Raw genomic sequence first — 15,234 nt, 5'->3', positions numbered from 1 at the left:
ATATCGCTAAACCAAAAGAGCAGCACCGGATCAATGAGAAGATAACGGCACAGGAAGTGCGGCTGGTTGCAGAGGATGGTGAACAGATCGGCGTGGTTCCCATCGCCAGGGCGCTGGAAATGGCCGATGAAGCCAGTCTCGATCTGGTGGAGATTTCTCCCAATGCCGAGCCGCCGGTCTGCCGTCTCATGGATTACGGCAAGTTCCGGTTCGATCAGCAGAAGAAGCAACAGTCCGCCAGGAAGAAGCAGAAGCAGGTCCAGGTCAAGGAGATCAAGTTCCGGCCTGGCACCGACATAGGGGATTATCGGGTCAAACTCCGCAACCTGATACGTTTCCTAGAGGAAGGGGACAGGGTCAAGGTGACCCTGCGCTTCCGCGGCCGTGAGATGGCGCACCAGGATCTCGGGCGCGACTTGCTGGAACGGGTCAAGACCGACCTGGAAGAGTACGGCACAGTCGAGCAGTTCCCGAAGATGGAAGGTCGCCAGATGGTCATGGTCATGTCCCCGAAAAAGTGAGCGATCGCGCGATCGCTTTTGTTCAATGTTCCAGGCGCCGATGGGCGACCTGCAAATACGGAGTGCATTCACAATGCCGAAGATGAAGTCCAACCGGGGCGCCGCGAAGCGCTTCAAGCGGACGGCCAAGGGCGGTTTCAAGCGATTCCAGTCCCATCGCCGTCATATCCTGACCAAGAAAAGCAGCAAGCGGAAGCGTCAGCTTGGCAGCCCTGCCTACATCCACGAAGCGGATGTGGCGGCAGTCAAACAGATGCTGCCCTTCAAGTGAGCGGGAGGTAATCAGCCATGGCACGAGTCAAACGTGGTGTGATAGCCCGCAAGCGTCACAACAAGATCATGAAGAAGGCCAAGGGCTACTACGGTGCCCGCCGCAAGGTCTTCCGCGTGGCCAAGCAGGCCGTCATCAAGGCCGGCCAGTACGCCTATCGCGACCGCCGTCAGCGCAAGCGCCAGTTCCGCGCCCTGTGGATCGCGCGCATCAACGCCGCCGCGCGCGAGAACGGTCTGTCCTACAGCCGACTGATCAATGGCCTGAAGAAGGCCGAGATCGAGATCGATCGCAAGGTGCTGGCCGACATCGCCGTGCAGGACAAGGCGGCCTTCGCCAGGATCGCCGAGCAGGCCAAGGCCAACCTGGCGGCCTGAGGCCGCGAACGCTTTCACGGCGACGCGTCGCCGGACAGCGGCAAGTCAAAAAGGGAAGGCCGGTAGTGCCTTCCCTTTTTTCTTCGTGGTGATTGGATCGGACAGAAAGATCTCAACGCAGAGACGCCGAGGCGCAGAGAACGCAAAGAATAATCGGGTCAATTAATTTCCCGTCATTCCGGCGCAGGCCGGAATCCATTGACCGCAGCGGTATCTGGATCCCGGCCTGCGCCGGGATGACGGGTTCAACAATCCGATTTCTGCGCCTTTGCGCCTCTGCGTTGAGGTTTCAGGCTGAAAGAACAACACAGGAGAATCCGCCCCCGTGCAGGATGATATCGACAAGCTGCCCCGACAGGCTCTGGACGCAGTCGCCGCCGCCGACAGCCTGCGCGCCCTGGATGATGTCCGCGTCCAGTACCTGGGCAAGAAGGGCCTGCTCACCGCCCAGCTCAAGCAGCTCGGGCAGCTGCCGCCGGAAGAGCGCAAACAGGCCGGCCAGGTGATCAACCAGGCCAAGGAGACGGTGCAGCAGGCCATCGAGGCGCGCAAGGGCGAGCTGCAGCAGGCCGAGCTCGACCGCCGTCTGGCCGGGGAGACCCTCGACGTCACCCTGCCGGGTCGCGGTCAGGTCGGCGGCGGCCTGCATCCGGTCACCCGCACCCTGGAGCGCATCGAGGCGCTGTTCGCGGGGCTGGGCTTCGAGGTCGCCCTCGGTCCCGAGATCGAGGACGACTATCACAACTTTGAGGCGCTCAACATCCCGGCCCACCATCCGGCGCGCGCCATGCACGACACCTTCTACTTCGAGGACGGCCGGGTGCTGCGCACCCACACCTCACCGGTGCAGATCCGGGTGATGGAGAACCGCACGCCGCCGCTGCGCGTCATCGCCCCGGGCCGGGTCTATCGCTGCGATTCGGATCTGACCCACACGCCCATGTTCCACCAGGTCGAGGGCCTGATGGTGGATACCGACGTCAGTTTCGTCGATCTCAAGGGCATACTGGACGATTTTCTCAAGCACTTCTTCGAGCGCGACCTGGGCGTGCGTTTCCGCCCGTCCTATTTCCCCTTCACCGAACCCTCGGCCGAGGTGGACATGGAATGCGTCATGTGCGACGGCCAGGGCTGCCGGGTGTGCAGCCACACCGGCTGGCTGGAGGTACTGGGCTGCGGCATGGTGCACCCGAAGGTGTTCGAGCATGTCGGCATCGACAACGAACAGTACACCGGCTTCGCCTTCGGCATGGGCGTGGAGCGCCTGGCCATGCTGCGCTACGGCGTCAATGACCTGCGGCTGTTCTTCGAGAACGATCTGCGGTTTCTGCGGCAGTTCGGGTAATGGCCACGAAATCCACGAAACCCACGAAAATGATTAATGTATCCAGCATTAAATCTGTAGGTCGGGTTAGCGACAGCGTAACCCGACACAACGGTGGGAACCGCGTCGGGTTACGCCCTGCCGGGCTAACCCGACCTACGCAGGATTTCTCGAATCAATGATTACTTTCGTGGATTTCGTGGCCATCCAATCAATCAATTCAAACTGAACGATAAACAATGAAAGTCAGCGAGCAGTGGTTGCGTGAATGGGTGGATCCGCCGGTCGGCACGAAGGAGCTGGCCGAGCAGTTGACCATGGCCGGGCTGGAGGTCGACTCGATCGAGCCGGCCGCCGGCGAGTTCGAGTCGGTGGTGGTGGGCGAGGTGGTCGGGGTCGCGCCGCACCCGGACGCGGACAAGCTGCGCGTGTGCCGGGTCGAGGCCGGGCAGGGCGGTGATCCGCTGCAGATCGTGTGCGGGGCGCCCAACGTGCATCAGGGGATGCGCGCCCCGGTGGCGCTGGTCGGCGGCAGGCTGCCCGGCGGGCTGAAGATCAAGAAGGCCAAACTGCGCGGGGTGGAGTCCTTCGGCATGTTGTGCTCGGCGCGCGAACTGGGCCTGTCCGAGGAGCATGCCGGGCTGATGGCGCTGCCTGCCGACGCTCCGCTCGGGACCGATATTCGCGACTATCTCAAGCTCGACGACCGCATCATCGAGGTCGATCTCACCCCCAACCGCGGCGACTGCCTGGGCATGGCCGGCATCGCCCGCGAGGTGGCGCTGCTCAATGACTGCGAACTGACCCCGCCTGCCATCGCGCCGATCACGACGCAGGTCGAGGACAGCTTCCCGGTGGCAGTGGACGCACCGGCGGCCTGCCCGCGCTATCTGGGCCGGGTGATCCGCGGCATCGATCCGGCGGCGGTCACCCCCCTGTGGCTGCAGGAGCGGCTGCGCCGCGGCGGTATCCGGCCGCTGGGGCCGGTGATCGACGTCACCAACTATGTGCTGCTGGAGCTGGGGCAGCCCATGCACGGCTTCGATCTGGCGCGGCTGCAGGGCGGTATCCGGGTGCGCTTCGCCGAAGCGGGGGAGAAGCTCACCCTGCTGGACGGGCGCGAGGTGGCGCTGGCCGCCGACACCCTGGTGATCGCCGACGCCCGCCAGCCGCTGGCCCTGGCCGGCGTGATGGGCGGGGAAGGCTCCGGGGTGAGCGACAGCACCCGCGACGTGTTTCTGGAATGCGCCTTCTTCGATCCCCTGCATATTGCCGGGCGGGCGCGGGCCTACGGCCTGCAGACCGATTCTTCCTATCGTTTCGAGCGCGGTGTGGATCCCGAACTCCAGCTCCGCGCCCTGGATCGGGCCACGCAGCTGCTGGTCGATATCTGCGGTGGCCGGCCCGGCCCGGTGATCGAGGTCTGCAGCGACGCCCACCTGCCGCGGAGACCGGCCATCCGGCTGCGCAGCGAGCGCATCCGGCGCCTGCTCGGCTTCGAGTTGAAGGCTGGCGAGGTGGCCGGGATTCTGGAAGGGCTGGGCTGCGCCGTGGATGCGGAGCGGGAGGACTGGTCGGTCATCCCGCCCAGCCACCGTTTCGACCTGGCCATCGAGGCCGACCTGATCGAGGAACTGGGCCGGGTTCACGGCTACAACCGGCTGCCCAGCCGGGTGCCTGCCGGACGGCTGCAGATGACGCCGCAGCGCGAGGAGCAGGTGCCGCTCAACCGGCTGCGCCTGAGCCTGATCGAGCGCGGCTACCGCGAGGCCATCACCTACAGCTTTGTCGACGCTGACCTGCAGCGGCGCCTGGAGCCCGGCCGTCAGCCCATCCCCCTGGCCAATCCGATTTCGGCCGATCTGGCGGTGATGCGCAGTTCGCTCTGGCCGGGGCTGCTCGGGGCGCTGGGGCACAACCTGCGGCGCCAGCAGGAGCGGGTGCGATTATTCGAGTCAGGTCTTAACTTTATTTCAGAAGATAATGAAATAAAACAGGAATCATATATTGCAGGCGTCGCCTGTGGCCGGCCATTGCCGGAACAGTGGGGCGTGGCTGACGGGAACCTGGACTTCTTTGACGCCAAGGCCGATCTGGAGGCGCTGCTGCGTCTCGGCGGCCGCTTCGAGGCCTTCACTTTCGAGGCCGCGCAGCATCCGGCGCTGCACCCCGGCCGCTCGGCGCGTGTCCTGTGCGACGGTCGTTCGGTGGGCTGGATCGGCACCCTGCATCCACGACATGCAGAAGAACTCGAACTTCCTGCCGATACCCAGTTGTTCGAACTGGAAATTGCCCCAGTGACGACAGGCCGCAAGGCAGCCTTCGAGCCGATTTCCCGTTACCCGGCCATCCGCCGCGACCTGGCGCTGCTGGTTGACGAGGCGGTGCCGGCGGCTGCGGTGGCCGAGCGGATCCGCCTGGCGGCGGGCGAAACGCTAAAGGAATTGCGTCTGTTTGACGTTTACCAGGGCAAGGGTATAGAAACGGGTCGAAAAAGCATCGCTTTAGGCTTGATTCTACAGGATTCTTCACGCACACTAACCGATCAGGACGTGCAGGCGGTCGTGGACGAAGTGACAACGGCCCTGCAACGGGATCTCGGAGCTAGCTTGAGAGAGTAGAGCGATGGCGTTGACGAAGGCGGATCTGGCAGAACGACTTTTCGAAGAATTGGGTCTGAACAAGCGCGAGGCCAAGGAACTGGTGGAGATGTTTTTCGAGGAGGTGCGGCTCGCCCTCGAGAGCGGCCACCAGGTGAAGCTGTCCGGGTTCGGTAATTTCGACCTGCGTGACAAGAACCAGCGCCCCGGCCGCAACCCCAAGACAGGCGAGGAGATTCCCATTACCGCGCGGCGGGTGGTGACCTTCCGGCCCGGCCAGAAACTCAAGTCGAGGGTGGAGGCGTATGCTGGAAGCGAGCAATAACGACGAACTGCCCCCGATCCCCGGCAAGCGTTATTTCACCATCGGCGAGGTCAGTGACCTGTGCGGTGTGAAGCCGCACGTGCTGCGCTACTGGGAGCAGGAATTCCCCCAGCTCAAGCCGGTCAAGCGCCGCGGCAACCGGCGCTACTACCAGCGCCATGACGTGATCATGATCCGCCAGATCCGCAGCCTGTTGTATGAACAGGGCTTTACCATCGGCGGTGCACGCCAGCGGCTGTCCGGCGACGAAGCCAGGGACGATATCAACCAGAGCCAGCAGATCATCCGCCAGATGCGCATGGAACTCGAGGAACTGCTGCAGATCCTCAAGCGCTGAGGTATTACTGATTCCCGTCATTGCGAGGCGCGTAGCGCCGCGGCAATCTCCAACTGATTGATTCTTCATTACGGGATTGCCACGCTACGCTCGCAATGACGGAAGTGTCAAAGAACGTTCCCTCCGGCGAAGGAAATCGGTATCATGTGCGGCCTGCCCGCTGGGCAGGCCGTTCTTTTACGGGGCGTAGCGCAGTCTGGTAGCGCACCGCAATGGGGTTGCGGTGGTCGGAGGTTCGAATCCTCTCGCCCCGACCAAATCAATGTATTACAGCCTTCGGCTGTCAATTATTCTATGGGGCGTTCGGATTTCCGGCCCTGCGGGCGTTCGGTCCGCTGCGTGCGTCCACTGGACGCACGGTCGTCCCTCACCCTCTCGCCCCGACCAAATCAATGTATTACAGCCTTCGGCTGTTGATTGTTCTTATGGGGCGTTCGGATTTCCGGCCCGGCGGGCGTTCAGCCTGCTGCGTGCGTCCACCGGACGCACGGTCAGGCTTTACCCTCTCGCCCCGACCAAATCAAACTCGCGTAGGATGGGTGGAGCGCAGCGTAACCCATCGATTCGATTTTCCACCGCCAGCGATGGGTTGCGGCGCACGCGCCTTCACCCATCCTACGGTCATGACATTTTTTCTTATGTATTGCGCCTCCGCGCCTTTGCGTCCGCTGCGTTAATCCCGCCTCCCTCAACTGTCTCCCAATCAAGAATTCTGCTAACCTGCCGTTCAGTTGTGCGACGCAGGACCGTGGTACACCGGGGAGACAACAACAATGCAGGGAGCTTGCAGCCCTTTCCTCTCACGCCTTTTCCTTCCTCTGCTGGCGGCCGTGCTGAGCACCGGCTGTGCTGTAATGGCGCCGGAAGAGGAGGTCAGTGACCCGCTGGAGCCGGTCAACCGGGCCATCTACCAGTTCAACGAGCAGTTCGACCGCTACCTGCTCAAGCCGGTGGCGCAGGGTTACCAGGATTACGTTCCGGCGCCGGCGCGCAGGCGTGTCAGCAACTTCTACTCCAACCTGGGCGAACCCCTGACCGCGACCAATCAGGTCCTGCAGGGCAAGTTCGAGCAGGGGGCTGGGGATTCCACCCGCTTCATCTTCAATACGACCTTCGGCGTGCTGGGGTTGTTCGATGTCGCCACACCCATGGGGCTGCCCCGGCACGACGAGGATTTCGGCCAGACCTTTGCCAGATGGGGCTTCGGCGAGGGCTGGTACCTGGTGCTGCCCTTCCTGGGGCCGAGCACGGTGCGCGACACCGTGGGTATGGTCCCCGACGGCTATCTCAATCCGCTGTATTATGTCGAGGACGAGAACTGGAAGTACGGCCTGGTCGCCCTGCGGGTGGTGGACACCCGGGCCCGCCTGCTCGGCGCCAGTCGGGTGCGCGACACCGCGGCGCTGGATGGCTATCTGTTCACCCGCGAGGCCTACCGCCAGCACCGCTGGAACCGCATCCACGACGGCAACCCGCCGCCGCCTTCCTTCGATCTGGACTGATCTGCCCGGCACTCCCGTAGGTCGGGTTAGCGGAGCGTAACCCGACGGCTTCCGCGGCATTTGTCGGGTTACGCCCTGCCGGGCTAACCCGACCTACAGGACTGACACCCCTGTTACGCGGGCAGGATGGGTGGAGGCGCTGCGCGCCGCAACCCATCGCACGCGGAGCACCGATGGGTTGCGCTTCGCTCCACCCATCCTGCGCTCGGCCATTCCGGCCTGACAGGGCGCCGGATTTCTGGGATAATGCGAGGTTTAGCGCAACCACTGCAGGCCCGTGCCAACGCCGGAAACCGCCCCGATGAACAAGCATTACCACACCGACGATCTGCGCATCCGCGAGATCCGGGAAGTCAGTCCGCCCGCCCAGGTACACGAGGAATATCCGATCAGTGATAACGCCTCGGAGACGGTGTTCGCCACCCGCGAGGCGATTCATCGCATACTGCATGGCGAAGACGGCCGGCTGCTGGTCATTGTCGGCCCCTGTTCCATCCACGACCCGGCGGCGGCGATCGAATACGCCCGCCGGCTCAAGGTCATGCGTGACACCCTGTCCGACGATCTGCTGGTCGTCATGCGGGTCTATTTCGAGAAGCCGCGCACCACGGTGGGCTGGAAGGGCCTGATCAACGACCCTGACCTGGACGGCAGTTTCCAGATCAACAAGGGGCTGCGCGTGGCGCGCAAGCTGCTGTGCGATCTGAACGAGATGGGCGTGCCGGCGGCGACCGAGTTCCTCGATCTGATCAGCCCCCAGTACGTGGCCGACCTGGTCAGTTGGGGCGCGATCGGGGCACGCACCACCGAGAGCCAGGTGCACCGTGAGCTGGCCTCCGGCCTGTCCTGCCCGGTCGGATTCAAGAACGGCACCGATGGCACCTTGCGGGTGGCGGTCGACGCCATCCGCTCGGCCTCGCAGCCGCATAACTTCCTGTCCCTGACCAAGCAGGGGCACTCGGCCATCTTCTCCACCCGCGGCAACGATGACTGTCACATCATCCTGCGCGGGGGCAGGCAGCCCAACTACGACGCCGTGAGCATCGACCAGGCCAGCCAGGAGTTGGAAGCGGCCGGGCTGCCGCCGCGGCTGATGGTGGACTTCAGTCATGCCAACAGCCTGAAGCAGCACAAGCGTCAGCTCATCGTGGGCGAGGACGTGGCCGGGCAGATCGCCGCCGGCGACAGCCGCATCGTCGGCATCATGGCCGAGAGCCATCTCAAGGGCGGCCGCCAGGACGTGGTGTCGGGCCGGGAACTGGTTTTCGGCCAGAGCATCACCGATGCCTGCATCGGCTGGGACGAGACCGTGGGTCTGCTCGAACAGCTGGCCGCGGCCGTGCGCCAGCGGCGCGAGAATCCCAACAGCATCGCCGCTTCCTGAGCCGGGGCGGAACAGTGAGTAGGATGGGTGAAGCGCAGCGTAACCCATCGCTGTCCACCGGGCCGGGTGATGGGTTACGGCGCTGAGCGCCTTCACCCATCCTACTCACTGCCGGAAACGGGCATATGGCCCTGACCCGGGGCGGAATTCATCAGTCAAGGAATCGAGAACCATGCTGGAAGTCAATCCGGTCATCAACCGCATCAAGGATCTGCAAGGGCGCTGCGAGTCCCTGAGGGGGTATCTTTGACTATGCCGGCAGGAAGGAGCGGCTGGAAGAGGTCGAGCGCGAACTCGAGGACCCGAATGTCTGGAACGAGCCCGAAAAGGCCCAGCAGTTGGGCCAGGAGCGCGCCCGGCTCAGCGAGGTGGTGCACACGCTGGAGGAACTCGACGGGCGGCTGACCGATGCCGCCGAGCTGGCGGAACTGGCCGCGGAGGAGGGTGACGAAGAGACTTTCCGTTCCGTGGAGGCCGATGTCGCCGAGCAGGAAAAGCAGGTCGAGGCGATGGAATTCCGCCGCATGTTCTCGGGCGAGATGGACGAGAGCAATGCCTTCGTGGATATCCAGGCCGGCTCCGGCGGCACCGAGGCCCAGGACTGGGCCGAGATGCTGCTGCGCATGTATCTGCGCTGGGCCGAGCGTCACGGCTTTGCCACCGAGATCGTCGAGGCCTCCGAGGGCGAGGTCGCCGGCATCAAGAGCGCCACGGTCAGGGTCGAGGGTCCCTATGCCTTCGGCTGGCTGCGCACCGAGACCGGGGTGCACCGGCTGGTGCGCAAGTCGCCCTATGATTCGGGCAACCGGCGGCATACCTCCTTCGCTTCGGTGTTCGTCTCGCCCGAGGTGGACGAGGATTTCGAGATCGACATCAATCCGGCCGACCTGCGGGTCGATACCTACCGCGCCAGCGGCGCCGGCGGCCAGCACGTCAACCGCACCGAGTCCGCCATCCGCATCACCCACGAACCCAGCGGTATCGTGGTGGCCTGTCAGAGCGACCGCTCCCAGCACAAGAACCGCGCCTCGGCGATGAAGCAGCTCAAGGCCAAGCTGTACGAGATGGAGATGCAGAAGCGCCGTGCCGAGCAGCAGAGTGTAGAGGAGAGTAAATCCGACATCGGCTGGGGCAGCCAGATCCGCTCCTATGTGCTCGATCAGTCGCGCATCAAGGACCTGCGCACCGGCGTGGAGGTGGGCAACACCCAGGCCGTGCTGGACGGCGACCTGGACCCCTTCATCGAGGCCAGTCTGAAAAGCGGCCTCTGACAACTCACAATTTCGTAGGTCGGGTTAGCCCGTCAGGGCGTAACCCGACGGAATTCGCCGCCATGCATGTCGGGTTACGCTGCACTAACCCGACCTGTAGAACTTCCCGTCATTCCCGCGAAGGCGGGAATCCAGTGATCGCGGCGAGTTCTGGATCCCGGCCTTCGCCGGGATGACGTCCAAGGTTAAATAGCCTCTCTTTCTCAATGATGACAGAATCGACCATGACCGACGCCAACGAGACCAACGCCACCGACACCCGCGAAGAGGAACACCGCCTGATCGCCGAACGCCGGCGCAAGCTGCAGGCGCTGCGCGAACAGGGCGCGGCCTTCCCCAATGATTTCCGCCGCAACGTCGTGGCCGCCGAACTGCACGCCGAGTACGGCGACAAGGCGCCGGAGTTCTTCGACGACAACGCCATCCGCGTCTGCGTGGCCGGACGCATGATGGCCAAGCGCGTCATGGGCAAGGCCAGCTTCGCCCAGTTGCTGGACATGTCCGGACGCATCCAGCTGTTCGTGCAGCGCGACGCCCTGCCCGAAGGCCGCTATCAGGAATTCAAGGGCTGGGATGTGGGCGACATCCTCGGTGCCGAGGGTGTCCTGTTCAAGACCAAGACCGGCGAGTTGAGTGTGAAGGTCGACAGCCTGCGGCTGCTGACCAAGTCGTTGCGCCCGTTGCCGGAGAAGTACCACGGCCTGACCGATACCGAGGCGCGTTACCGCCAGCGCTACCTGGACCTCATCATGAACGAGGTCTCGCGCGAGGTGTTCCGCAAGCGTACCCGCATCGTCCAGTACATCCGCGATTTCCTTAACGCGCGCGATTTCCTGGAGGTCGAGACGCCCATGATGCAGGCCATCCCGGGCGGGGCGGCGGCACGGCCCTTCATCACCCATCACAATGCCCTGGAGATGCAGCTGTTCCTGCGCATCGCGCCGGAGCTCTACCTCAAGCGCCTGGTGGTCGGCGGCTTCGAGAAGGTCTATGAGATCAACCGCAACTTCCGCAACGAGGGCCTGTCCACGCGCCACAACCCCGAGTTCACCATGCTGGAGTTCTACCAGGCCTACGCCGACTACCACGACCTGATGGATCTGACCGAGACCCTGCTGCGCGACATGGCGCGCGACATCCACGGCAGCCAGCAGATCGACTACCAGGGCGAGAGTTATGATTTCTCCCGGCCGTTCGCGCGGATGAGCGTCAAGGAATCCATCCTGCATTTCAATCCGGATATCAGCGAGGACCGGATCAGCGACCTGGAGGCGGCGCGCAAGGTCGCCGAGGGACTGGGGATTCCCTTGAAGGACAGCTACGGCCTGGGCAAGGTGCAGATCGAGATCTTCGAGAAGACGGTCGAGCACCGGCTCAAGGACCCGACCTTCATCACCGCCTATCCCACCGAGGTCTCGCCGCTGGCCCGGCGCAGTGACGCCGATCCCTTCGTCACCGACCGCTTCGAATTCTTCGTCGGCGGGCGCGAGATCGCCAACGGCTTCTCCGAGCTCAACGACGCCGAGGACCAGGCCGAACGCTTCCGCCAGCAGGTGCAGGAGAAGGAGGCCGGCGACGAGGAGGCCATGCACTTCGACGCCGACTATGTCGCCGCGCTGGAGCACGGCATGCCGCCCACCGCCGGCGAGGGCATCGGCATCGATCGGCTGGTGATGCTGTTCACCGACTCGCCCTCCATCCGCGATGTGCTGCTGTTTCCGCATATGCGCAAGGCGGGGGAGTGAGAATATTGTGTAGGATGGGTGAAGGCGTATGACGCCGTAACCCATCGATTGACCGCGCCACGATGGGTTGCGCTGCGCTTCACCCATCCTACGCGTTCATTTCACGTCCAACGCCTCACGTCAGAACTTGACAGCCCCCGTGCAATCTGGCCTTATACGGGACAGGAGAGGTATTTTTAAAGGAATAATAAATAGATAACTTTATATTCGAAACACTTTTGTTAAGTTTCGCCGCTTACAATTACAACGACAGGTTGCTTCATGGGAAACCCGACCCGGCGCCCGGATCCGGAGTTCGAGGCGCTGCGCAACAGCCTGCGACAGCGGGAATACGAACTTGAACTGCTGAAGGAAACCGCCCTGGCCGTGGGCCGTGAGCGGGATCCGGCTCTGGTGCTGCAGCTGATCGCCGACCGGGCCCGTGAGATCATCCAGGCCGAGACCGTTCTGGTCCCGGTGCTCAATGCCGAACGCACCCACTACACCTACGAGGCCGGTTCCGGCGAATATGCCCAGGAAGCCGTGGGCGAGAGCCTGCCCATCAACCAGGGCATCTGCGGCTGGGTCTGGCGCAACAAGAAGCCCTGGTGGCGCGGGGTGCTGGACGAACTCGACGAGCGCGAACGCACCCACTGGGAGGCGCGCGCGGGCACTGTCCTGATGGTGCCGCTGATCGGCAAGGGCACCTTCCTGGGCGGTCTGGCCGGCCTGCGCAAACTCGACGGCGAGGATTTCACCCGGGCCGACCTGAATCTGCTCAGCCTGTTTGCCTCTCAGGTCGTGGTGGCGCTCGAAAACGCCCTGGCCTTCGAGAAGCTGGAACATGCCCGCCAGGATGCCGAGCGCTATCAGCAGCAGCTGCAGCAACTCAACGAGGCCCTGGTCGCGGCCAACCGCGAACTGGAATACCTGTCGCTGTACGACGAACTGACCGGCCTGCCCAACCGCACCCTGTTCCGCGACCGCATCCAGCAGGGCCTGACCGTGGCCGGCGTGATCGCCCAGCCGCTGGCCATCCTGCTGCTCGACCTGGACCAGTTCAAGGAGGTCAACGACACTTTCGGCCACGAATTCGGCGACCGCCTGCTCAAGCTGGTCAGTGAGCGCTTCGGCGAGATCACCCGCTACTCCGATACGGTCGGCCGTCTGGGCGGGGATGAATTCGGTTTGCTGCTGCCCAATGCCGATGAGGCCAAGGCCGCCGAGATCGCCGGCAACCTGCTGCGTTCGCTGGACTCGAGTTTCGAACTCGACGGCCACAGCCTGTCCATGACCGCGAGCATCGGTATCGCGGTATATCCCGACCACGGCCGGGACATGACCACCCTGCTGCGTCACGCCGACATGGCCATGTACCAGGCCAAGTCCAGTAAGCAGAGCCTGGCGGTGTACGATGCCAGCGACGACAGCTACAGCCCGCAGCAGCTGATCCTGCTCGGGGATCTGCGCCGCGCGCTCAATGAACAGCAATTCCGGCTGGAGTACCAGCCCAAGCTGGATATCCGCAGCGGCCGGCTGGTCGGGGTGGAGGCCCTGGCGCGCTGGCCCCAGCCCGAACGCGGTCTGATCTCACCCACAGCCTTTGTCCACTCCCTCGAACAGTCGCGTTTGATCTCGGCCTTCAATCAATGGGCGCTGTCCACGGCGGTGGAGCAGGCCGCGCGCTGGCGCGACCAGGGTTTCGATTTCACGGTCTCGGTCAACCTGTCCGTGCACAGTCTGCTCAATCCGGCCTTTCCGGATGAACTCGAAACCCTGCTGGACAAGTGGGGGCTGGAAGGCCGGTTGATGCTGGAGATCACGGAGAATCTGTTCCTGAGCGATTACGGCCGGCTCAGCCAGACTCTGCTGCGGCTGCAGCGCCGCGGCGTGTCCTTCTCGATCGACGATTTCGGCACTGGCCATTCCTCGCTCAGCCGGCTCAAGCGCCTGCCCGTCAGCGAACTCAAGATCGATCGCTCCTTCGTCATCGAGATGGAGCACAACCCCGACGATCTGGTGATCGTGCATTCCACCATCGATCTGGCGCACAACCTGGGCCTGTCGGTGGTGGCCGAAGGCGTGGAGAACGCGCGGGTGCTGAACCGGCTCAAGGCACTGGGCTGCGACATCGCCCAGGGGTTCCATTTCGGACACGCCATGCCGCCCGACGAACTGGAGGCGAAGATCCGCCAGAGCGGCTGGCTGGAGTAGGGTGATCCCTGATTAACCTTCGCGGCATGAGCGGGTAGGATGGGTGGAGCGCAGCGCAACCCATCGTTGCACGGTGCGGCGATGGGTTACGGCGCAGCACGCCTTCACCCATCCTACAGCTATCGTTTCAGCCCGAGGCCGCCTCCGGCAGGTCGTAGGGCAGTTCGGCCGGCTCGAACAGCGGCCCGTCGGCCGCGCCCAGGTGCACCTCCCCCTGACGTATGCTCTCGATCTGCGTCACCGCCAGCGCCATGCAGCCGCCATCGGGGTGCGGATAGGCCTCGACGATGCGGCCCACGCCCTGATCGGGTCGGTCCGCAGTGAACAGTTCATTGCCGGGTTCCGGCGGCGGTTCCACGGCGATCCGACCGAGGTACATGCGGCGCTTGAGCTTGCCCAGGTACTGCATGCGCGCCACTACTTCCTGGCCCGGGTAACAGCCCTTCTTGAAGTTGACGCCGTTGACCAGTTCCATGTTTGCCATCTGCGGCACGAAGGCCTCGCTGGTTCCCGGCTGGATCATGGGCACGCCGGCCATCACCCGCAGCAGGCCCCAGGCGGGCTGGCCGACGGGGGCGCAGCGCACATTGAGCGCCTCCCACAGTTTCTGCATGCACTCGAGCGTCCCGAAGATCTCGAAGCGGGGATGCATGCCCGGCGTGCGGATCAGGGTGCAGCCGTCCCGGGTCAGGGCGTCGTCGACTGATTGCGGTACCTGGCCCAGTATGGCTTCCAGTTCGGAAGCGGCATCGGGGCCGGATACCCCCAGGTGAATGAAGTTCTCGCTGACGTCTTCCAGGGTGACATCCGCCATGAGTACGAACATGCGCAGCCGCTGCAGGAAGGTTTCGCTGAGCGCCGCGGGCAGGGCGATATAGACGCCGTCGTCGCGCGCGAACAAGCGGAAATTGGCCAGCATGCGGCCCTTGGGCGTGCAGTAGGAGGACAGCTGGCTGCGCGAGGCGCTGACATTGGTGATGTCGTTGCTGAACTGGCCCTGGAGGAAGGACTGGACGTCCCTGCCGTGGGCGGCGATGACAGCGATGTCCGACAGGTCGGCGAAGACATTGCCGGTCAGGGCCACGCTCAGTTCACGCCGGGGACTGCCGAAGCTGGTCACCACGCCGTTGTCGTCGAACTCGGCGCCGTTGGCCTCGAGAAAATTCTTCCACTGCTGTTTCATGATCGTATCCGCTCCGCGGCCTGGTGGGCAGCCTCGTTGAGTATCATTTTCAGCGCGTCGCCGTCAATCTCAGGCAGGAATTGCAGGGAAATCCGGCATGAATCCCGCAGTCTGGCGCACCGTGGCGGATTAAGGAACCTCTGGTTAATTACGTCATTGCGAGGAGCGAAGCGACGTGGCAATCTCCAACCAATTGATTCT

Annotated in this window: 13 protein-coding genes and 1 tRNA gene; 13 read left to right on the top strand and 1 reads right to left on the bottom strand. The window is 63.7% G+C overall.

The window, feature by feature from the left end:
- The first annotated feature begins 2 nt into the window (after positions 1 to 2).
- From infC to CFK21_RS10455, 13 genes are all read left to right on the top strand, one after another.
- Complete coding sequence (gene infC / locus CFK21_RS10515) at positions 3 to 521, top strand: translation initiation factor IF-3 (protein WP_096366611.1); 519 nt, start codon at positions 3 to 5, stop codon at positions 519 to 521.
- Positions 522 to 594: 73 nt separating this feature from the next.
- Positions 595 to 792 carry a 50S ribosomal protein L35 gene (gene rpmI, locus CFK21_RS10510; RefSeq protein WP_096366610.1) on the top strand — a complete coding sequence of 66 codons (198 nt, stop codon included), beginning with the start codon at positions 595 to 597 and terminating at the stop codon, positions 790 to 792.
- Positions 793 to 809: 17 nt separating this feature from the next.
- Positions 810 to 1,169, top strand: a complete 360-nt coding sequence (rplT, locus tag CFK21_RS10505) for a 50S ribosomal protein L20 (protein ID WP_096366609.1) — start codon at positions 810 to 812, stop codon at positions 1,167 to 1,169.
- Positions 1,170 to 1,506: 337 nt separating this feature from the next.
- The gene (pheS, locus tag CFK21_RS10500) at positions 1,507 to 2,514 is read left to right on the top strand and encodes a phenylalanine--tRNA ligase subunit alpha (RefSeq protein ID WP_231971600.1); all 1,008 of its coding nucleotides are present in this window, start codon (positions 1,507 to 1,509) and stop codon (positions 2,512 to 2,514) included.
- Between the two features lie 218 nt (positions 2,515 to 2,732).
- A complete protein-coding gene (pheT, locus tag CFK21_RS10495; RefSeq protein ID WP_096366607.1) occupies positions 2,733 to 5,114 on the top strand; it encodes a phenylalanine--tRNA ligase subunit beta in 2,382 nt (793 codons plus the stop codon).
- Between the two features lie 4 nt (positions 5,115 to 5,118).
- Positions 5,119 to 5,418: an integration host factor subunit alpha gene (gene ihfA / locus CFK21_RS10490; protein ID WP_096366606.1), complete on the top strand. Its 300-nt coding sequence runs from the start codon at positions 5,119 to 5,121 to the stop codon at positions 5,416 to 5,418.
- On the top strand, positions 5,399 to 5,755 hold the full coding sequence (locus CFK21_RS10485) for a MerR family transcriptional regulator (RefSeq protein ID WP_096366605.1): 357 nt from the start codon (positions 5,399 to 5,401) through the stop codon (positions 5,753 to 5,755). The genes ihfA and CFK21_RS10485 overlap by 20 nt, the downstream gene beginning before the upstream one ends.
- A gap of 180 nt (positions 5,756 to 5,935) precedes the next feature.
- A tRNA-Pro gene (locus tag CFK21_RS10480) sits at positions 5,936 to 6,012 on the top strand.
- Positions 6,013 to 6,609: 597 nt separating this feature from the next.
- Positions 6,610 to 7,257, top strand: coding sequence for an MlaA family lipoprotein (locus CFK21_RS10475; RefSeq protein ID WP_197702945.1), 648 nt, complete (start codon positions 6,610 to 6,612; stop codon positions 7,255 to 7,257).
- A 301-nt stretch (positions 7,258 to 7,558) separates the two neighbouring features.
- Complete coding sequence (aroG, locus tag CFK21_RS10470) at positions 7,559 to 8,641, top strand: 3-deoxy-7-phosphoheptulonate synthase AroG (RefSeq protein WP_096366603.1); 1,083 nt, start codon at positions 7,559 to 7,561, stop codon at positions 8,639 to 8,641.
- A 172-nt stretch (positions 8,642 to 8,813) separates the two neighbouring features.
- Positions 8,814 to 9,912, top strand: a protein-coding gene (gene prfB / locus CFK21_RS10465) for a peptide chain release factor 2 (RefSeq protein ID WP_096366602.1) whose coding sequence is annotated in 2 segments (ribosomal slippage) — positions 8,814 to 8,888 and positions 8,890 to 9,912 — 1,098 coding nt in all. Because the reading frame shifts where the segments join, the coding sequence is not laid out codon by codon here.
- 224 nt (positions 9,913 to 10,136) lie between these two features.
- Positions 10,137 to 11,657 (top strand): lysine--tRNA ligase, encoded by a 1,521-nt coding sequence (gene lysS, locus CFK21_RS10460; RefSeq protein ID WP_096366601.1) that lies wholly within the window; start codon positions 10,137 to 10,139, stop codon positions 11,655 to 11,657.
- Positions 11,658 to 11,918: 261 nt separating this feature from the next.
- Positions 11,919 to 13,850, top strand: a complete 1,932-nt coding sequence (locus CFK21_RS10455) for a putative bifunctional diguanylate cyclase/phosphodiesterase (RefSeq protein WP_096366600.1) — start codon at positions 11,919 to 11,921, stop codon at positions 13,848 to 13,850.
- Between the two features lie 127 nt (positions 13,851 to 13,977).
- On the opposite strand, the gene ygfZ is transcribed toward CFK21_RS10455, so the two are convergent.
- A complete protein-coding gene (gene ygfZ / locus CFK21_RS10450) occupies positions 13,978 to 15,033 on the bottom strand; it encodes a CAF17-like 4Fe-4S cluster assembly/insertion protein YgfZ (protein WP_096366599.1) in 1,056 nt (351 codons plus the stop codon).
- Positions 15,034 to 15,234: the final 201 nt, after the last annotated feature.

The organism is Thiohalobacter thiocyanaticus, assembly GCF_002356355.1.
Lineage (GTDB): Bacteria > Pseudomonadota > Gammaproteobacteria > Thiohalobacterales > Thiohalobacteraceae > Thiohalobacter > Thiohalobacter thiocyanaticus_A.
This window is presented reverse-complemented; position numbering and strand designations above follow the sequence as displayed.